Here is a 21,060-nt window from a genome sequence, read left to right as displayed (position 1 = left end):
TGTGTGGGATTACTTCTGGTTGACGTACTCCGGCGAGGTGGCGAGCAGGTAGATGAGCTCCTTCACCCGCACGGCCGTGGTCGCGGCGGGATCCAGCGAGGTGACCGTATCGATCACGATGCTGCGGGGATTCGGCGTGGCCGCACTGCCATAGCCCGCCTTGAAGCTTCCCGCCGTGAGCAGCAGGTCGAGTTGATCGAGCACCGTCGTCGTCGCCTGAGCCACGCTGTCGCCCGCGGTAATGCGTGCATCGTAGAGTTGCTCATAGGTCGTCCGATCGAGCTTCACGTTTTCCTCCAGGTCATTGGTCGAGCCAACCAAGCGGTTCACGTTCTGGCCGTCGTTATTCTGGATGATGGTGTTCGCGTAGTTCGTCGTGCGGATCACACCGGTCTCCGTGCTGAGCTGGAGCTCGGGAGCCACCAGTCCTGCCTGCGCCAGCTCGCCGCCAGGGTTGAAGCCGGGCAGGAACCAGTTGAAGACCGAAGGCGCGTTCTGCGGCGTCTGGCCCAGCGCGGTATCGGTATTCGGATAACGATAGAGGGTGGTGCCCGTCGGGAAATTATTGAGCTGCGCTGCCGGATAGCCGAAGGAGCTCAGGGCGGAGAGCGGCAAGGACGACTTCCCGTCGAAGGCACGCAGCAACTGCACGTAGCGGACGATGGGTTCCTTCTGCTTGCCATAGCCAACCTGCTGCACGAGCGACAGATCGCGGGCCTCCGGATCGAGCAGGATCGCGCGGATCACCGCCTTCAACGCGCCACGGGTTCCGGAGCCATTGTTCTCGAACTTTTGCGCGACGCGATACACGTAGCCGCGACTCGGATTCGAGGTGACCAGCCGCTGGATCAGCAGCTTGCTGATGAAGGGGCCGACATTCGGATGGGCGAAGATGATGTCCAAGGCGGTATCCAGGTCCGCTTCACCACCTAGCCCTGCAGCAATGTTGTTTCCGAGCACGGTCTTCGCACCGGTGTCATGGTAAGCCGCAAAGTTCTTCAGCGGATTCGTCCACGAAGCCTGGTAATAGGCCGGGCCGTTTCCTTGGAAGAAATTCGTATTGTCCTGCACCGCATAACCGGCACCCGATCCACCGTTCTTCTTACTGAAACTCCAGCCGGTAAAAACGCGGGCCAGGTTCGTGATGTCATCGTTGTCGTAGGTCGAGATCGGCAAGCCGTCGCTTCCCAGCTTCAACGTGCCATCTGGATGCAACTCGACCAAACCGATCGAGAAGAGCTGGAGGATCTCCCGGGCGTAATTCTCATCCGGGCTGATCAAGACGTTGCCATTGGCATCCGTCACCGTCTTCTGGTTCTGCAGATGGCTCAGGTATTTGCCCATGATCGGGCTCTTGCTCACATCCTCGATGAGGGTGCGGAAGTTGCCATCGGCACGGACTCCCAGCTGATCGTAGTAGTCCGCCAGGCCGTAGTGCTTGTTCCGCAGCAGAGCGAGTTCCTCCGATACTACGAAGATCTCACTCAGAGCGAAGGCCGCGCGCTGGCGGAGCTGGTCCTGGGCTTTCGTCGAGATGAGCCACCATCCCCTACGGCGGTTATGGTAGTTCGGCTCATCGTTGTTCGTGAAGTTCGAGGGCGAGGCACCTCGCAAATTCCACTCATGGGCGTCCGCCGCTTCAGTATAGGCCAGCAGCTTGGTCTGATCATAGGCGAATTGGGTGTCGATCCATGCTGAGTAAGCAGCCAAGCGGTCGCCCGCATAGGTGGTCTGGATCGCATTCACCAGCCCGTCGATCTCCGCTTTGGTCGGGCCGAAGGTGGCCTGCGTGAGGAAGCGCGAGACATCACGCGTCAGCGCATCTCCGGTCAGCGTGCCCGGAGTCGGCGGCGCAGGCGGAGGAGTGAAGGTGCTCGACCCCGTCTGCCGGGAGAAAGTTCCTGCGATCTCACCCGCCGGATAGGTACCGGTACCGATATTAAGGTAGACCCACTTCCCTCCGCTCTGGAAAAGACCATCGATGAGATCCTGCCCATTGAGCGCACCCACCGGATTGACCGTCCAGGTTTCATTCGTCACCTGACCGATCGGCAAGGTAGGCCGCAATTCCGGTCCCACGCCGGAGGTCACTCCGTAGCGCAGGTAAGCGTTCACCTGGTTCGAAGTCAGGCCGCTGAAGCTGAGGTTCACCCGTGCGGCGGTCTTCGATCCATTCAGGAAGAGCGTCGCCACGCCAGAGCCATAGGACTGTGCCGTCCCCTGGCGAGTGAGGTAGGCCACGAAGAGTTGCTCGTTCGCGGGAGCATCGGTCGCATCCTTGATCTTCACTGTCGCCACCTTCGGCGTGCCCACCGCGTAGCCGGAGCCATTGGAGATGGTGAGCGTCAGGCTCTCTGGATACTCCTCCAGCGTATCAAGGGCCGGGACAATGTAGACCGTCCTCGTCGTCTCCCCTGCCCCGAAGGACACGGTGCCGCTGAGAGTCACGCCGCGGTCGTCCTTCACGACGTAGTCGCCACTTGTTGCGGTGCCACCGAGGGCGAAACCAACAGTCGCCGGCGCCGTGCCTCCGCTGCGGGTGACCAGGAAAGAAGCAAGTCCTCCCTCTTTCTCGAAGGCATCCGGCGCCAAGGTCGTGACCGTGATGCTTCCGGCACCATTAGCGACATTCGGATTGGTGCCGTGGGTCTGCTCAGCCAGGTTGCTGAGACCATCGCCGTCGGGATCGAGCAAGGCATCCGCTGCATTGTTCGGATTCAGTCCGTTCGCGATCTCCCAGACATCCGGCAAGCCATCCTCATCCGTGTCCAGGGAACCGGCGATCGAAAGGTAGCCGAGCTTCTCCGCGGTGTGCGCAATGTTCACATCCAGCGAGCTTTCCTCCTGCAAGCGCAGGTCCGCGCCATTCGCATTGAGATTCCGGAACCGCAGCGTGACGGGATCGATGTCATTCCGCGTCTGCGCATCCGCAAAGAGGAAGGGATCCGCCACTTTCCGCGTGAAGGCCTGGGACTTGAAGAACTCCGTCACCTCCGCGGCTGTTAGAAAAGTGTTTACCGACAGATAGGGCGGCGTGAGCAGTCGGCCATTCCCCTGCTGCACTGCCAGATAGTGCACCGCCTCATTGACGTGCGTCTGGTCCTGCGCGTTCTCCTCCTCAAGGCGAACGAAAAAGCCGGTGGCGCTGACGCCGCTGACCCGCGACTTCACCGCGCTGGCTCCATTCCGCGAAGCGGTTTGCGTGAGAACCACCGGAGCCACCGCGAAGGCCTCGGCAAAGGTGAGGGCCGATGCCGCCTGATTGACCGCCGCGGCGCGGCCAAATTGCCAGAGCAGTCCGCCGATGATGTAGCTGCCCTCTTCCGCGACAAGGTAGTGCACCTTCTCCTCGGCATGCGCGCCGTCTTGGTAGTCCCATTCATCGAACTGCCACTCGAAGCCGGTGGACGTCACGTTGCGGACGCGAACGCCCAAGGGATCGCTGTCGTTCTGCGTCGAAGGTCCGAAGACCACCACGGGATTCGCGTAGGTCACGGAGAAGTTCACCGTGTGCCAGGTTCCTGCGGTCGCCTGATTCTGGATCAATTCGCCAAGCTCCAGCTTAGACCGCACTTCTCCTTGCGTTTCGCCGATCGCCAGGAAGCCGACATCCTCACCATTGGCGTGTGCTGTTTCCGTGCCGGCCGATTGCTCTTCTTGAAGAAAGATCTCCACGCCGGTGCCACTGAGATTCCTGCGGCGGATCACGAAGGGATCGGCACCATTGTTTGTCTGGGACTGCGCGAAGAACAGCGGCTGCTTAAGCGTGCTGCCGAAAGTGATCGTCTTCCACGCATCGGTCACGTTGGCACCGGTCTTCGCCGCTTGGAAGCCCGCCCCATCCAGCGTGCCGGTGGAAGGCGCGATCGCAATCCAACCGACGGACTCGCTCGTCAAGGCCGCTGCATCGGACTCCTGTGTGATCGCCTTGAGCTGGAAGTTCGTGGTGGTCACCGCCTGCACACGGCTCGTCACCGCCTTCGCATTCGCGGTGGACTCCACTTGGGCCAGCACCACGGGGGCCGCGCTGAAGCCGCTCCCGAGTGTCACCGTCTGCAAGCTGCGGGTGACCCCGCTCGCCCGGCCTGCTTGCCAGACCTTGCCATCGATCGTGTGGGTCCCCGGTTCGATCGCCAGATAGTTCAGGGTCTCCTGGCCATGGACACCATCAAGGTAGTCCCATTCATCGATCTGGTACTCAAATCCGGTCGCCGTGACATTTCGGACGCGGGCCGCAAAGCCGGCCGTATCCGCATTCGTCGCGGTGCCGAGCACGACCACGGGAATCGAAGGGAAGGCCGTGGTGAAGTTCACCACTTTCCAAGTGCCGGAGTTCGGCTGGGAAAGGATCAAGGATCCGGATTCATATTTGGGGGCCGCTACCGCAACGGCTGAGAGGCCGGCGGACAACAGGGACGCGAGGAGGACAGCACGACGCCGCCCGGATAGAGTGGGATTCATTGTTAGAACAAAAGGGTTCCAACGCCGGGAGCCACGTGGCTTGGGGCGAGGATTGATTTCTCGGTTGCTTCAACAGCCTGCAAGGAAGCGCAGGCGGGAACCGCCGCCGTGGGACAACACGGTGGGCGAAATCGACGATCCTCTTCGGAGGTCTCAGTCGCCGTCCAAGCAGCCGGCTTGGGCCGGTGTCGCTCGAACTGGGCTAATCTTTACCAACTTGAGTACTTTACGCAACAAAATATTCAAACCGAACCTAACCCTCAGAATATCAGACCACTTTTCACCACCCACCGAAGAAATCCACTCAGCGGCAGATGATTTGGCCTTCTATCGGGGTACCCTTCTCAACCCGCGCTCCGGGCCACAAAACCGAGGCCTTCACCGTAGCTCCTTCCGAGATGACAGCCATCGGGCCGACGACACTACCCGTGACGATCGCACCGGGATCAATGACCGCCTCCGGATGGATCGCGGGGGCAAGGGCCATCTCGCGATGGGCGGCGAGATAGCTTGCGTGGTCACCAAGATCGCGCCACTCACCCTCATCGAGGACAATGGCTCCGAGGCGTCCCTGCCTTGCGAGTTCCAGGAAGGCGGGAATCACCGAGGCCTTCTCGCCGGGAGGCAGGAGATCGAAGAGCTCGGGATCAAAGCAGTAGATGCCCGTGAAGACATGGGTGCCTTCGGAGATCCCGAGCTTCGCCCGGATATCGATCACCCGATCTCCTTCGATGGCGATGTGCGTGGCGTCTCCTTTCGAGCGGAGTGCGAGCGTCACGGGGCACTCCGAAGCTTCGTGGGCAGCAATCAGCTTATCCAGCGGGAGGGAGGAAAAGATGTCTCCATTGTGGACGAGCACGCTTTCCCCCGCCGCCCACGGCTCGATGTTTTTCACGCCGCCGCCCGTCTCGAGGAGTACGGGCTCGTGGAAAAGGTGGATCGGGGTGTTTTTCCATACCCCCCCTTTTGGGGAGAAACCGTTTCCTGCCAAAAGGCTCGTGTCCTCACTTTCGGCGTAGGTCCACTTGTCCGGAAGATGGTGGGTATTGATCGCGAAATCGGTGATCCCGGCTGCAAGGCAGGACTCCATTGCCCATTCGATGAGCGGCTTGTGGAAAAGCGGCACAAGCGGTTTCGGCAGTAGATCGGTAAGCGGTCGGAGCCGCGTGCCCAGACCGGCACCAAGGAGGAAGGCCTTGCGAATCACGGGCCTGCGTGTGCGTGGAATCCAATGTCCGGGCAAGTCATTTTCGGCGGCGGATACCGGAGTAACCCACACTTGGGATTGAGAAATCGGGGGATTTATTGCGTAGTGAACGCGCCGATGCATCGATCCACCCGATATTTGATCTCCATTGCCACCGTTGGCAGCGCCTGCGCGTTGCCGGATGGCTTCGTCATGAAGGAATTCGCCGGTCCGCCGAATGCGGATTACCCGGCGGCCATCACGGTCTCCGCAAGCGGGGACGTGTACGTTTCATCGGACCAGAACGGTTCGCTCGGCCACAAGGAACACATGGGCCGCATCATCCGCTGCCGTGACAAGGACGGTGATGGCAAGGCGGACGAGTTCATTCACTTCGTGCCGGATGTGGACAGCCCGCGCGGCGGCCACTTCGTGGGCGATACCCTTTACCTGATCCATCCGCCCTACCTCAGCTCCTACCGCGATACCAACGGGGACGGCGTGGCGGACGAGACGAAGACTCTTGTGACCGGCCTCGGCGGCGGCATCGAGCACCCGCGCGGTGCCGACCACACGACGAACGGCGTGCGCATGGGCATCGACGGCTGGCTTTACATCTCGGTGGGCGACTTTGGCACCTTCCCGGCAAAGGGCACGGATGGCTCCACCTACACGCTTCATGGCGGCGGCGTGCTCCGCGTCCGCCCGGACGGCTCGCAGATCGAGCCCTACGCGCTGATGGTCCGGAATATCTGCGACACGGCTATTTCCCCCGAACTGGATCTTTTCAGCCGCGACAACACAAACGACGGCAAGGGCTGGAACACCCGCTTCCACCACTACACCGCACTCGGTGATCACGGTTATCCTCGGCTTTACCAGAATTTCGCCGACGAGGCGATCAAGCCGCTGGCAGACTACGGTGGTGGCTCCGGCACCGGCTCGCTGTGGCTCAGCGAACCCGGCTTTCCGAAGGAGTTCACCGACGCGCTCTTCTCGACCGACTGGACGACCGGGACGGTCCATTACCATCCATGGAAGCGATCCGGCGCGAGCTTCAGCGTGGAGCAGCAGACCTTTGAAAAGCTGCCACACGCCACGGACGTGGACGTGGACGGCAATTCCCGCCTCTTCCTCGCCGACTGGCGGGACGGTGGCTTCGACTACGCCGGCAAGGACAAGCCGGTAGGCATGATCCACATCGTAACCTACCCGGGAGCCACTCCGGCAAAGTACACCGATGTGACGAAGGTGGACGATGCCGCCTTGGTGAAGCTGCTGGAATCCGCGAGCGCGGTGCAGCGGCTCGAAGCACAACGCGAAATCCTGAAGCGCGGCAGAAAGCCCGCCTTCGCGGAAAGCATCCTGGCCATCGCGAAGGATACGAAGCAATCGGTGGCCGTCCGCACGGCGGCGATCTGGACCTTCAAACAAGCCTACGGTGCCTCTAGTACCAAGCCGCTTTCCGAGCTCGCAGGTGATGCAACCATCAAGGAGCAGATCCTTCGCGCGCTGACCGACAACAAGAAGGAGCTGAACGGTGTGCCCGCAAAGCTCTATGGCGATGCCCTGAAGGACAAGGATCCGCGGGTGGTGCTGCAGGCCTTGGTAGGCATCGAGCATTTGCAATTGAAGGGCGCGGCCCCGGCCATCATCTCGGCCTCGATGGATTGGCGCGAGGAAAGCGATTCGCCGCGCTTGATGCACACCGCCATGCAGGTGCTGGTCTCGCTGGAGAATATCCCCGCCCTCCTCACTGCGGTGAACGACACCGCGACCCGCAAGCTCGCGCTGCTCGCCTTGGAGCGTATCCACAAGATGGAAGTGGTGGATGGCCTGCTGGCCACCTTCGGCAAATCGAAGGATTTCGAACTCCGCTTCGATGTGCTCGCCGCTTTGGCGCGCCTGAGCCATCAGGAGAAGGAATGGGACATGAAGAAGTGGTGGGAGACTCGTCCTGATGACCGCGGCCCCTACTACGAGCCGGTGGAGTGGGATGCCACGACCAAGATCGTCGGCGCGATCGAGAAAGGCTTCGGCATGGTCCCGCCAGACCGCCAGAACCAGCTTCTCGATATCCTCGGCAAGAACCGCATGGACGTAGCCGGGATGAAGCTCGCGGGAGCCGATCCGGTTCTGGCCGCCCTCGGAGCCAAGGAACTGAACGAAACGCAACTGATGCTTCTCGTGGAAGCGTCCAAGGACAAGAAGCGCCCCTTCGCCCAACGCGTGGAGTTCTTCAATGCCTTGCCAAAGGCAGGCGAAGCCAAGTCGATGCCCTTCCGTTTGGCGGTGCTATCCACCTGGAGCCAAGACAAGGAGGTGGCCGGTGACGCGGAGAAATACATCAGCGACTTCGTGAACTCCGCAGAGCGAGGCAACCAGATCGGCGCACTCCGCGAGATCGCTGCCAAGCAGGGCAACGCCGCCAGCCGCATCGCGTGGAAGGCGATGATCACGGTGGCTTCCAGTCCGCTGGCAAAGGAAGAGGCGAAGAAGCGGGTGCAGAAGGAAGTCGAAAAAACCCCGCGCGAAGTGGGCTTCTTCCTGGCAATCGCCGACCTGAAGGCGCCCGGCTTCGACAAGCAAATCGAGGAAGGCATGCACTGGGACAACAGCGAGCTGATCAACGCCGCAAAGACTGCCAAGGAAGCAGTGGCGGCGCTGGGCTCCAGCGGCAAGAAGGTGGCCGAGGTCCCCGCTGCCGAAGTCGCGAAGACCGCGATGGAGAGCAAGGGCGATGTCGCCACCGGCCAGCGCCTGTTCACTTCGCAGGGCTGCATCGCCTGCCACGCCGTGGATCCGAAGGCCGAGCAAAAGGGCCCTTACCTCGGTGCCGCGGGCGCGAAGTTTACCCGTGACTACCTCATCGACTCGGTGCTGGATCCGAACAAGGTGGTAGCCCAAGGCTTCCAGACCTCGATGTTCAAGATGAAGGATGGCACGGCGCAGATGGGCTTCGTGACTGGCGAAGTGGATGGCATCGTCGACCTTCGCAACATCACCGGCCAAGTGATGAAGCTGAAGCGCGCCGACGTGGCGGAAGAAACGCACATGCCGCAATCGATGATGCCGCCGGGCCTCGCTGCGGGACTTTCCGTGCAGGACTTCACCTCGCTGATCGAATACCTCAGCTCGCTGAAGGCGACGGGCGGCTGATCCCTGAAACCATTTCATTGGTATGTGACGAGGCCGTCCCGTTCGGGGCGGCCTCTCTTTTTTAATCCATTCCTCTACAAATGTAGTGGACACTCCATTACATTTGTGGTGAAGTCTTATCAGCCATGGGAGCACCGAATATCTCCGAATCCGAATGGTCCGTGATGGAAGTGTTGTGGGAGTCCGCCCCGCGCACCGCCTCGGACGTCGCCAGAGCCCTCAAGGAACCAACCGGCTGGGCAGAGAACACCGTTCGCACCTTGCTCAGCCGCTTGGTCGAAAAGGGCGCACTCGAGATCTCCGATGAAGCGGGATCTCCCAAACTCTATTCCCCCGCCGTGAAACGCGAGGCCTGCGTGAAAGCGGAGAGCGAATCCTTCCTCGAACGCATTTTCCAAGGAGCCGCGAAGCCGCTGCTCGTCCACTTCGCCAAGAACGCCCGGCTCACGCCGGACGAGGTAAAGGAGCTGAAGAAGCTCCTCGATCAATCCATCGACAAAAACCAAAACTGAATCCACGCCATGAACATGCTTGAGTCATCGTTTGATTGGCTGCTCGCCACCACCCTCCGCGCCTCGGTGCTGACGGTGGCCGTCCTCGGCCTGCAGTTGCTGCTCCGCCGCTGGCTTCCACCGCAATGGCGTTACGCCTTGTGGCTCCCCATGCTGCTCGTCCTCGCCCTGCCGGTCCTGCCCACCGTGCCCTTTGGTATCCTGCCGAAGAAAGCACCGGTGGTCCAAGAGACGGCACCCCAGATTGAAATCGGGGAAAACGCAGCCGCGGATCCAGCTGCGCCTGCCGCCGCAACCTCTCCCTTGCGGACGACCGCCAAGGTGAACCCTTGGGCCTTGGCTTGGCTCGCCGGAAGTGCAGCGGTGCTCCTGTTCGGGATGACGGGCTATCGCCGGAACATGCGCCGGATCACGAAACAAGCCGCGACCGCAGACGAGACCCTGCTCCATTCGATCGGAAGCGCGGCCCGTGAGGTAGGACTGGCAAAGCTTCCACGCGTGATTGTTTCACGGGAGGTGGAGAGCCCCGCTGTTACCGGGTTCATCCGGCCGACATTGCTCCTCCCGTCGAGCTTTCTCCAGAGCTTCAGTGAGGCCGAGGCCAGATTGATCCTCCTGCACGAGTTGACGCATCTTAAGCGCCTGGACCTCCCCGTGAATGGCCTGTGCTGCCTCTTCCAAGCCCTGCACTGGTTCAATCCCGTCCTGTGGTTCGCCTTCGCACGGTTGCGCGCCGACCGCGAGACGGCTTGCGACGCTCAAGTGCTCTCGCTGGATCAGAGCGATCGCCGCTCCGACTACGGCCACGCACTTCTCAAGCTCCAGATGGTCGCACCCCGCCCCGGCCTGCAACTCGGCTTCGTGGGAATCTTCGAAAGCAGCTCCGAGCTGAAGAACCGGATCCGGGAGATCTCCATCCACCGCAAGACTCATCCCGCATGGCGGGCCGGCGGAGTGGCAATGATCGGAATGCTAACCTTGTTCGGGGCGACGAAGGCCGAGGAACCCAAACGGAAGGATGCCCCGGCTGCGCCTCGTGTGACGGTCAATCAAGCTCCAGCCCCCACCGGGACGATGGCTATCTATACAAAGCTCCAAAACATCGTCATTCCCGCCGTGAAGTTCGAAAATACCTCCTTGGAAGAAGCGATCGATTTCATCCGCCTCAGGAGCAAGGAGCTCGATACCGCCGAGAAGGAGCCGGCCAAACAGGGCGTGAACTTCGTGATCCGCAAACCGCGCGGGGGGGATAACAACGAGCCGGATCCCGGCAAGGCCTTGGTCACCCTCGATATGAAAAACGCGACCATCATCTCGGTCCTGGGCGAAATGGCCAAACAGACCAACTTGAGATTCAAGGTGGATGAATTCGCGGTCACCTTCGTCCCAGCCGATGAGAAGGAAAACTTCGTCGTCGGGCCCCCACCAGTCGAACCGCCACTGCCAAAGGGCAAGGCGGCGCAAGCAGCCAGCAAGATTATCCTCCCGACGGTGGAGTTCGAGGATGTGTCCCTCACCGAAGCGGTGGCCTCTCTGAACCAATTGGCCAAGGAAAACGCCAAAGGAGCGGCGGTCTTCCCGGTATCTATCGACCCTAAGGTGGACGGCGCAATCCGGATCAAGGAACTCCGGCTGAGGAACGTGCCGCTCTTCGTGGCGGTCAAATACGTCTCCGAAGCGACGAAGAGTTCCATGACCGCCAGCGACAAGGAGATCCGCATCACGAGGCCATAGCGCGACAAGACACGCTGCAGTTTCCGCAATGTTCCAGAGGCCGGGCCTTCACGCCCGGCCTCTCTTTTTGCCTTGGGGTCCCATCAATCCAGCCAGCGGCCCAGAGCCCTCTCAAGGACATCGGTGCGCTTCACGCGATAGCTTTCGCCAAGTTCCACCGTTGCCCGGCGGCCCGCGCTATTCTGGAAGTGGAGGAAGACCGGGATCTTGCCCGGATTGGCAGCAAGAGCCTGGCGGATATCCTCCAGATCACGTTCCGAGTGGCGGGCTGTCCAAAGGGTCAGTTCCACCGCCCCCTTGCTCGCCGAGCTTCCGCGCGGCTTCAACTCGCTGATTTCAGAACCGGTCAGGCGGCGCGACTCGGTGCGGTCATCAATCTGGATCGCTGCCTTGAACTTGATCACCTTCCCCGGTGCTAGGATGCCGGCATCGCGCGCGGGGACGAAGGACTCACCCCACATGATCACTTCGGTGGAACCAGTGAAATCCTCGACGATCATCACGCCGAAGGGCTTCCCGCTCTTCGTGACCTTGCTCTCCAAGGTGCGGATCATGCCAGCAAAGGGGAAGCGATCGCGCGGATTCTGGACGTCGATCTCATCCAGCAGGCCCAGCTTCATGTATTTGTCCGAATCCAGCACCCCGCGGAACTTATCCAGCGGATGCCCCGTCACATAGAAGCCGAGCAGTTCCTTCTCCTGCGCGAGCCGCTCGTCCTTGCTCCACTCTTCCAGCGCCACGGCAGTGGCCGCACTCACCGGTGCAGGCGCGGCGAAGTCCATCGTATCAAAAAGCGAGACCTGTCCCGCAGCGCGGTCCTTCTGTGCGGACGACGCACTGGCCACCACCTGCTCCAGACGATTGAACATCGAAGCGCGGCTCTCACCGGTCCAATCAAGCGCACCCGCCTTCACCAGGTTTTCCAAGATGCGCTTGTTCACCGCCTTCGAATCCAGACGGTTCGAAAACTCTTCCAGCGAGGCAAAGGGCCCCTTCGCCTCGCGCTCGGCGATCGCCTGGGCCATCGCACCTTCACCCACGTTCTTGATCGCAGCCAGGCCGTAGCGCACCGCAAAAGCTCCGGATGCCAGCTGCTCCGGCGCGAAGCGAAGCTTCGATTTGTTCAAGTCCGGCGGCAGGATCTCGATTCCCATCCGGTGGCACTCCGCGACGAACACACCGATCTTGTCCGTGTTGTTGATTTCGTTCGAAAGCAGGCCCGCCATGAACTCGACCGGGAAATTCGCCTTCAGGTAAGCAGTCCAGTAGGAGATGTGGCCGTAGCAAGCAGAGTGGGACTTGTTGAAGCCGTAACCGGCGAACATCTCGATCTTCTCGAAGATCGCATTCGCCAGCTTCTCGTTGATCCCGTTTACGCGGCCCGCGCCCTCGACGAACTTCGAGCGCTCCTCCGCCATCTTCTTCGGGTCCTTCTTGCCCATCGCGCGGCGCAGAAGGTCAGCACCGCCGAGCGTGTAGCCCGCAAGCACCTTTGCCGCGTTCTGCACCTGCTCCTGATAAATCATCACCCCGTAGGTGTTTCCGCAGACCTGCTCCAGCAGCGGATGCTCGTAGAAGGGCTTCTTGCGGCCCTTCTTCACCTCGATCATCTGGTCGATGAACTGCATGGCGCCCGGGCGATAGAGCGCGAGAAGGTCAATGATGTCGTCGATCTTCTCGATCTGGTACTTCCGGCAGGTTTCCACCATGCCACCGGATTCCAGCTGGAACACACCCATCGTCTCGCCGCGGTTCAGGATGTCGAAAGTCGCCTTGTTATCGAGTGGCACCTTGTCGATCTCGAAGTCCGGCGTGTGCCGCTTGATATGCTCCACCGCATCCTGAATCACCGTAAGGTTCTTCAGACCCAGGAAGTCCATCTTCAGCAGGCCGACTTCGGTGATGGCACCCATGTCATACTGCGTCACGACTTCCCCTTCATTGCCGCGGGTCAGAGGCACGTGCTCGTCCAGCTCGCGGTCACCGATCACCACGCCAGCCGCGTGGATGCCCACGTTTCGGGTGAGGCCCTCCAGCTTTAGCGCATAGTCCCAGAGCTCCTGATAAGTCGACGAGCTATCGATGAGCTCCTTCAGCTCCGGCTTCGCATCAAACTCACCCTTCAGCGTCACCCCGGGCTTCGCCTCGATCATCTTGGCGATGCGGTCCGCCTCGCCATAGCTGACACCCATCACGCGCGCCACGTCGCGTAGCACGCTCTTCGCACCCAGCGTGCCGTAGGTGATGATGTGGGAAACACTACGTTCACCGTACTTGTGGCGCACGTAGTCGATCACCTCCGGACGGCGGCTCTGGCAGAAGTCGATATCAACGTCAGGAGGGCTGACACGCTCGGGATTCAGGAAGCGCTCGAAAAGCAGGCCGAATTGCAGCGGGCAGATATTCGTGATCCCCATCACATAGGCCACCAGCGAACCGGCAGCCGATCCACGGCCCGGGCCCACGGGAATATCGTGATCCCGCGCCCACTGGATGAAGTCCGCGGTGATCAGGAAGTAAGAAGCGAATCCGAGCTGGTTGATAATGCCCACCTCATAGCGCAGGCGCTCCTGGATCTCCGGGTCCGCCGCTTTCTCCTCGCCGTAGCGCTTCACCATGCCCTCCTGGCAAACGCGCATCAGATACTCCTCGCGCGGCGAACCATCCGGCGTGCCGAACTGCGGGTATTTCTCCGAACTGGTGGAATCCAGCTTGATCTCCACGTTGCAACGCTCCGCGATCTCCAGTGTCGCGTCACAGGCCCCAGGAATCTCCGCGAAAAGCTCGCGCATCTGCTCCGCGGTCTTGAAGTAGACCTCCGGAGTGTAGCGCATCCGGTTCTCATCAATCACCAGACGCCCCGTGCCGATACAGATCATCACGTCGTGCGCCTCATGGTCGCTCCGATTGACAAAGTGCACGTCATTCGCAGCCACCGGCTTCAGGCCGAATTCCTTCGCAAGCTTCAGCAAGCCCGGAGTAATCTTCCGCTGCGGCTCCAGACCATGGTCATGGATTTCCACGTACACGTTCTCCTGACCGTAAATATCCACCAGTTCGGCCATCGTCTCGCGCGCCTTGCCCTCGTCACCGAGCAGCAGCCACTCGTTGACCGGCCCTGAGATACAGCCGGTAAGACAAATGATCCCCTTCGCGAAGCGGCGCAGCGCAGCACGGTCCACCCGCGGCTTGCCATGGTAGAGACCCTCCAGATGCCCGAGCGAGACCAGCTTCTGGAGATTCGTCCAGCCCTCATTGGTCTCCGCCAGCAGCGTCATGTGGCAGGAGCGCTTGCGGCCGGGAATGTCCTTCTTGTCCTCCATGTTCCCCGGCGCGAGGTAGATCTCGCAGCCAAAGATCGGCTTCACTCCCGCCTTCTTGCAGGATTGGAAAAACTCGATGGCGCCGAAGAGGTTGCCGTGATCCGTCATCGCCACCGCCGGCATCCCCAGTTCCTTCGCCCGGGACGCGACTTCCTTGGTGCGCGCCAAGCCGTCGAGAAGGGAAAATTCGGTGTGAAGGTGCAGGTGGACAAACGAGTCGGACATCGGGACGGCGGAGCGTGACGCAGGGAAAGCCTCCCGGCAAGCGAGCCGTGGCCTCACCCTCCTAACTCCTTCCGGAAGCCCCGGAAAATGGGGAGATCCACCCGCTTTTTGCTCCGCAAAACTTGGCGTTTCATCCCTCCAGACCTCTGATAAGCAGGGGACCGATGCCCACCGCTCCCGACCGCTTCATCGCCGCAGCCACCCGGCCCTTTTCGGACGACCCGGAGCTGGAAATCGCGGCACGACATGAGCTGGAGGGATTCATCGCCAACGCCGGGGAACCCCGCGGCGATTCCCTCGATCAGGCGGCCCTAAGCTTGGAAAAAGCGAGACCCACCGGCAAATGGGTCCGGCTCTCCCTCTACCTGCTCACCGCCATCGTCTCCCTCCTGGTCTGGGGCGACTTCGCACGCTCCGCCTACATCTTTCGGGCGGGGATCAGCATGCTCACCGGAGTAGGAGCAGGCCTCATCTCCCCCGAGGCCTGGGAGAAGCACTTGGTCGCCGGAAAAACCCCGCAGGAGCGACTGATCCTGCTAGGTGACACCACCAAGCATAGCCACTCGGAGCGGGTCAAAGCCCTCTGGGACAGCGATCCGGAAAATCCCGCCTACTTCGCCGACTACGCCACGATCCACAGCTCGGAGCGGACCGTGCTTCCTCCGGACTTCCTCGCCACCGCCCGTCGCCTCGATCCGGGCAATGCATGGTTCCTGTCCATCGCCGCCGGCGTCGTCGCGAAGGACGCACTGGACACTACCGGATATCCTACCACCACGCCCGGAGGAGCCAAACTGAGGCCGATCAAGGACCCCGCGAAACTGGACGAGGCGATGTCGCTCCTTCACGAGGCAGCGCAGGCCACTCGCATCGAAAGCTACAGCACCGATCTCCTCCGGCAGCGGATCAAGCTGCTCCCGCCGCGAACCGATGTCATCAACCAGGTGATCCCCATCTACTACGTCGCGGGGACCAGCACCCTCAGCCTGCGCCTCCGGACCCTGGGTGATGCCGTCGCAGCAAGGGCCAACCAACTCGCCAAGTCGGGCGATGCGGACAGCTTCCGCCAGCTAACTGCGGATTGGGACAAGTTCAGCAGGACCCTCGCCTCTGCACGCTACGCCAACCTCGTGGACATGATGATCACGCTCGTGACGGTCCGCATACCTCTCAAGTCGATGATCGAGTCCGCCAAGGAACTCGGCCTCACTGCCGAAGAGGAGCGCCTGCAAAAACTGGAGGATCGCTTCGACGCATGGAAGACCGTGGCCTCCGGCAAGCCCTACGACAACAAGCCGCTGGAGCTCCATGGCAGCGTTCTCGCAAGCACGTCTCTAGCACCGCTCAGCAAGCAAACCCGCGAAACGATCCCGATCACCGAGACAGAGCTAAAGCCGGGCCGTCTCGCGGATCATGCCTTCGCCGGCAGGTTGCTGGACTTGCTCGGCTGGCTGGCACTCGCGCTGACCCTCCTCGCGGCCTTCCTCTACCGCTTTCGCGCCAGCAAGCTGGTTCGCGGACTCTCCCTCCGGTTGCAGGCGCTTCTTCAACCGTTGGATTGGGCATGGATTATGGGAGTCGGGATCATCGCTCCCTTTGCCTCCGCCCAGCTCATCCAGAGATTCACTCCTCTCGGCGGCAGCGAGTGGAGCCTCCGGGACAAAGGGCTGATCGTCACCTCGGGACAAGCCGTCTCCACCCTATTGATGATGATCTTTCTCCCTCTCCTCATCGCCAGGTGGCGCCTCTCGCTCCGCGCCGGGGCGGCAGGTTTGAGTTGCCGCACCCGGCTCTGGACATCGGCCTGCGCAATCTTCGGTGCCCTGGCTCTTTTACTGTTCGGAGCCATTGCCCTCTCCGAGCCGCTCAATCGGACCTTAACCGGAGCCGCTTGCCTGATACTCGTAGCTCTTGCTCTCACGACCTCCACCATTGGCATCCGCGCGATCTTCGGACAGCAGGGCCAATTGCTGCGTCGCGTCACGCTGTCACGAATCCTCATGCCCGCCTACGCCACTGGCATGCTTCTCATGATGGGACTCTTCCTCATCCATCACGCGGAGGAGAAGCACTGGATCGCGCGAGACCAATTCACCGGCATAAACCCCGACAAGCCCGGACTCAGCGGATACGAGCACGAGGTGACCCAGCAAATGCGCCGTGAGGTGATCGAGATCCTGAACTCCCAACCATGAGTAATCCTTCTCCCTCTCCTGATTCGAAAGAACATTTTCTGCAGGTAGCCATCCGGCCCTTCCATGGAAATGCAGAGCTCGAAATTGCAGCCGAGCGTGAATTGCGGGACGCAATCGAAAACGCCAGCACTCCTATCAAAGGCGATACCTTGGACGAGTGCGCGAAGCGCCTCGAAGCCTCACCCGGTCGGAAAGGAGCATGGACTTGTCTGGCCATGGCCCTTGCCTCCCTTTCTCTGGTAGCGTGGACCGCTTGGACGATCCACCGGGATTGGGATTGGCTGAAGTGCATGGCCGACGTCATGGACTTTCCCGATCGCGATTTGATCGAGCCCTACCTCGCCAGGAGCCTGTCACTGTCACCGAAGCAGCAGTTGCTTCTCTTCGGCGACCCTTCGCTTCACGACGCCACCGGGCGCTTCGCGAAATTGTGGAAATCCCAACCCGACCGCATCGATCTCTTTCAGGAGTATGCCACCCACCACCTCGCGGAGAAACAAAGCCTTCCTCCCGATTTCCGCCAGGTGGTGGATCGCCTCGATCCCGACAATGGCTACTTCGCCCTCATGGAAGCCACGGCAAGCGGCAGGAAGTCGGTCGAGTCCCTACCTCTTCCGCACGGAAAACTTCCGCGGCCTCTTCCCGCCGCTTCATGGGACATCAAGGACCGTAGCAAGATGGACGAGGCCATCCGGCATCTTGAAAGGGCGGTGACAGCTCCGCGCATCCAATCATATTTCGGGCAACTTCAGCTCGAGCGCTTTGCCATACTTCCTCCTGCCACGGGCCAGACCGACCGCGTGGCCAGGACCTTCTATTTCTCATACACCAAGTCGGGAGCGGCCGACTTCCTTGGGATCGCCAAGATCGTGGCCGCCAAGGCGGAGCTCTGCGGCAAGGAAAGCGACCCCGAGGGTCTTCGTCGCCTGATCGCGACGTGGAAACGCTTCGAAGACAAGTTGTATCCTCAAATCGCGAACTCGATGGTTCTCGTGCTCGTCTCGAGGACTTCCTCCGTCCTGGTCCGCCAGAATATGGCCGCGACTGCCACCGCGCTCGGGATGGACGAAGAAGCGAAACGCCTCGGAGCCACCATCGAGAAGCTGGAAAGCCTCAACCGGCAGCGGCAGGATCCGGCAAGGCAGCAGCGCGTCCGGCAGCTTCGTGAGCGGGCAGCTTATCTCCTGTCCGTCTCTTCGATCCTCGAAAAATACCGGCCCGCATCGAAACCAGCACCCTCCCCGGAGGAAATGAAACCCGGACGTATGATGGATTACGCCGTGGCGGATCGCATTGGCGCTGCGGCTGCATGGGTTATCCTGCTGCCGTCCGCAATTTTTGCCGCCCTCTATCGCTTCCGCAGCGGCTTCCTTTGCAGGAAGCTTTCCGGTCGGCTGGATGCCCTTCTGACACCTTCCGATCGCTTCCTCATCATCTCATCCGGCATCGCACCGCTCATCGCCCTGCTTGTCCTCGGGCAAAGCCCGATGGGAGGGAGACAATGGAGCCTTGCGGTCCACAGCATGACTCTTCCCATCGGCCAAATCCTGGCAACCATCCTTCTGATGATCGTCCTTCCGCGGATTGTCGCCCGGCGAAGGATCTCCAGGCGCGGCGCGCAGCTCGGCCTGGCCGGAAAAACGTCCCCTCTCGATTGGCTCACCGTCATCCTCTGCATAGCGTCGGTGATCGTGCTGGGCATCACGCCCGGGCTCGAAGCCCCGAGAGGCGAGCGTCATTTCTTCCCCGAGATGGATGCGGTGGATCTCGATCTCCCGGAAGCCCGGGATCCCTACAAAGCCTGGCTCTTCACCGCTGCCTCACTGCTTTCCTTGGCGACCCTTTGCCTCTTGCTGCAGGCAGGCATCGCAATCTTCGGCAAGCATTCGAAGGCCCTCCACCGCGCGGTTGCCAGTCGCGCACTGGCGCCAGCCTATTTTGCCGGAATGCTCGCCTTCTCCCTCACGATCCCGCTTCACCTGGCTCTCGAGCGATACTGGATCGCGCGCGATCACCTGTATGAAATCACGCCCGCATCCGTGCCGCAGAACACCTACGACCGCGGAGCCATCACCGATGCCAAGGATGAACTCCTGAAGACCCTTCAATCAGGTGACTGATCACGACTCCACAACGGAGCGCTTCATCGAAGCCGCCGTCCGCCCGCTCGGGGACAATGCGGAAATGCAGATGATGGCGGAACGGGAACTCCGTCATCTGCTAGCCTCACATCCCTCATCGGCAGACCACGATGCTTTGCTCAAGGAAGCAGCTACCAACTTGGAGACGGCTCCCAGCCGCCTCCCGTGGAAGACGTGGCTCTATGCGCTGTGCGCAGTGGTTTCGATACTAGCGGCGATTCCGATGATCCGGGACTACCAAAGGCTCCGGCTGGCAAGCTGGAGACTCTTTGCGATGACCGATCCCCTCGCGCTCGCTCTGCCCGGGCCATCCTTTGGGCGAAACGTGAATGCCGATCTCGAGAAACTGATCGGGGACTTTTCACCTCAGCAGAAGCTTCTGCTTTTCGGGAGCCGCATGGAGAGAGGAGGTGGACACTTCAAGGCTCTATGGGACAGCGATCCGGAAAACGTGGGCTACTTCGCACAGCATTTCCTGACCTCAATCGACGGATATGACCCATCGCCTCCCGACCCTAGGGATCTTTTGGAGACTGCTGACCGCGTGGACCCGGGGAATGCATGGTTCCGCTACATTGTTGCGGCGGTCTATTCGAAAGACTCCGTTAGGAGAGACGGATTCAAACCTCGGGGGAGCAAGGCGAAAGCACCCGCCTATACGATCACGGACCCAGCCAAGGTCGCAGATGCAGTCCGCTTGATCAAAGAAGCGGCAAGGATGCCGAACTACAGAAACCCCTACAATGAGGTCATACTCGAACGCTTGAAGATCCTGCCCCATGGCGAGGACATACTCGGCCGCAAGATTGTTGATGCCTATCTTGAAATGGAGCTGTCAGTAACATCGACCTATCCACATTATCTGAATTCACTGTTAGCGGCAGCATCTAAGGACTTTGCAGCGCGCGGGAATACCGGCGAATTCCTGAGTTTCCTCCATGCTTGGGAGGCATTGCAGCTAAGAATGCCCGAAAGTCCCGAATTCTCTTCCTGGCCAGACCTTTTCCGGCCCAGCGAATTAGCGGCGAAGGAAGTCGCCTCCGCGGCGAGGGATCTCGGACAGCACGAAATCTTGACCAGATATAGCAAGATTGCAACTGAACTTCAGCAACAGCGCGAAGAGCGCCGATCCAGACTCGAGATGAGCGCGTCCGCTTTCAAACGCGCTGGGTTTTTAGCCACACGCTTGGCACTTCAGGCGGAGAGAGGGGAAAATCCACCCCCACTGAGGGACGAGGACTTGAAGCCGGGGCGCATGGCCTCCCAAGCGATGCTCGGGCGAATCCACTCTCTCCTTGGATGGTTCGCTATCGGCCTAGTCGCGATGCTCGGCGCCTCGGTCCGCTTTCGTCATGGCAGACAGGCACGGATGCTTTCCAAGTCCTTGGAAGAAGTTCTCAAGCCTCAGGACTACGTATGGATCTTCGGAATGGGGATCTTGCTTCCCTTCCTTCTTCATCAAGTGGTGGAGCACTTCACTTCGTTCGGAGGCGGATCTTTCTCTCCTTTCACCACTATCATGGCCGACTTTGCCAGGAATGTCGTCGTCGCCGGATTAATGCTGACGCTGGGATCACGGCTGATCACCTGGAGATTGGCTCGCCGGATGAAGTGCCTCGGGTGGAACTACGGACGGACAATCAGCACCATCGCGCTGTCAGCGGGTTCCACTCTATGGATCGCATCCTCTATCCTCAGCAGCCTAGGGGACGATAGTGATCCGAATCTCACAAAAGCCGTACCTTGGCTTCTAGGAGTCCTCATCTTCGGAGCCATCGGTATCCCCATCGCCGTTCTTTTCAGGGGAAGGGAAAGGGCGGTTCAATGGTTGGCGGCATCGCGCGCAATGACCCCGGCAACCATGTTCGCAATGCTGTTGATGGCACTATCCATCCCCACGAATCACGAGGCGGAAAAATATTGGACGAAGCGTGATACACTGACGGTGATCGATCCCACGGTTCCCGCCCAGACCCGTTACGACTACGAAATGCAGAAAACCATAAACGCAGAGGTGCTGGAGTTCCTCCGGAGACAGCGCTGAGCGGTCGGCCGTTCCGCGCCACTTCCTGACCGCAGAACGCCAGCGATCGCAGGTGCTCACCGGCACCCGAAATGAGCTAC

Annotated in this window: 9 protein-coding genes; 6 read left to right on the top strand and 3 right to left on the bottom strand. The window is 60.8% G+C overall.

Features of this window, described 5'->3' with window-relative positions; all coding sequences use genetic code 11:
• Positions 1–9: 9 nt before the first annotated feature.
• Positions 10–4,461, bottom strand: a complete 4,452-nt coding sequence (locus HHL09_RS14875; protein ID WP_169455414.1) for a DUF1800 family protein — start codon at positions 4,459–4,461, stop codon at positions 10–12.
• Positions 4,462–4,765: 304 nt separating this feature from the next.
• Positions 4,766–5,668, bottom strand: a complete 903-nt coding sequence (locus HHL09_RS14870; protein ID WP_169455413.1) for a nucleotidyltransferase family protein — start codon at positions 5,666–5,668, stop codon at positions 4,766–4,768.
• Between the two features lie 117 nt (positions 5,669–5,785).
• On the opposite strand from HHL09_RS14870, the gene HHL09_RS14865 reads away from it, so the two are divergent.
• The 3 genes from HHL09_RS14865 to HHL09_RS14855 all read left to right on the top strand — a co-directional run bounded on the left by HHL09_RS14865 (position 5,786) and on the right by HHL09_RS14855 (position 11,052).
• Positions 5,786–8,806 (top strand): DUF7133 domain-containing protein, encoded by a 3,021-nt coding sequence (locus HHL09_RS14865; protein WP_169455412.1) that lies wholly within the window; start codon positions 5,786–5,788, stop codon positions 8,804–8,806.
• A gap of 125 nt (positions 8,807–8,931) precedes the next feature.
• Positions 8,932–9,318, top strand: coding sequence for a BlaI/MecI/CopY family transcriptional regulator (locus HHL09_RS14860; protein WP_169455411.1), 387 nt, complete (start codon positions 8,932–8,934; stop codon positions 9,316–9,318).
• A gap of 9 nt (positions 9,319–9,327) precedes the next feature.
• Entirely contained in the window at positions 9,328–11,052 is a 1,725-nt protein-coding gene (locus HHL09_RS14855) for a M56 family metallopeptidase (protein WP_169455410.1), read from the top strand.
• 83 nt (positions 11,053–11,135) lie between these two features.
• Here the strand turns inward: HHL09_RS14855 and dnaE are convergent, their stop codons facing one another.
• A complete protein-coding gene (gene dnaE, locus HHL09_RS14850) occupies positions 11,136–14,600 on the bottom strand; it encodes a DNA polymerase III subunit alpha (protein ID WP_169455409.1) in 3,465 nt (1,154 codons plus the stop codon).
• Positions 14,601–14,764: 164 nt separating this feature from the next.
• Here dnaE and HHL09_RS14845 point away from each other — a divergent pair, with 164 nt between their 5' ends.
• From HHL09_RS14845 to HHL09_RS14835, 3 genes are all read left to right on the top strand, one after another.
• Positions 14,765–16,795: a hypothetical protein gene (locus HHL09_RS14845; RefSeq protein ID WP_169455408.1), complete on the top strand. Its 2,031-nt coding sequence runs from the start codon at positions 14,765–14,767 to the stop codon at positions 16,793–16,795.
• Positions 16,792–18,915: a hypothetical protein gene (locus HHL09_RS14840; protein WP_169455407.1), complete on the top strand. Its 2,124-nt coding sequence runs from the start codon at positions 16,792–16,794 to the stop codon at positions 18,913–18,915. Before HHL09_RS14845 ends, HHL09_RS14840 begins: the two co-directional genes overlap by 4 nt.
• Positions 18,916–18,979: 64 nt before the next feature.
• The gene (locus HHL09_RS14835) at positions 18,980–20,980 is read left to right on the top strand and encodes a hypothetical protein (RefSeq protein ID WP_169455406.1); all 2,001 of its coding nucleotides are present in this window, start codon (positions 18,980–18,982) and stop codon (positions 20,978–20,980) included.
• Positions 20,981–21,060 lie beyond the last annotated feature (80 nt).

It is taken from the genome of Luteolibacter luteus (genome assembly GCF_012913485.1).
In the GTDB taxonomy this organism is placed as follows: Bacteria; Verrucomicrobiota; Verrucomicrobiia; order Verrucomicrobiales; family Akkermansiaceae; genus Haloferula; species Haloferula lutea.
This window is presented reverse-complemented; position numbering and strand designations above follow the sequence as displayed.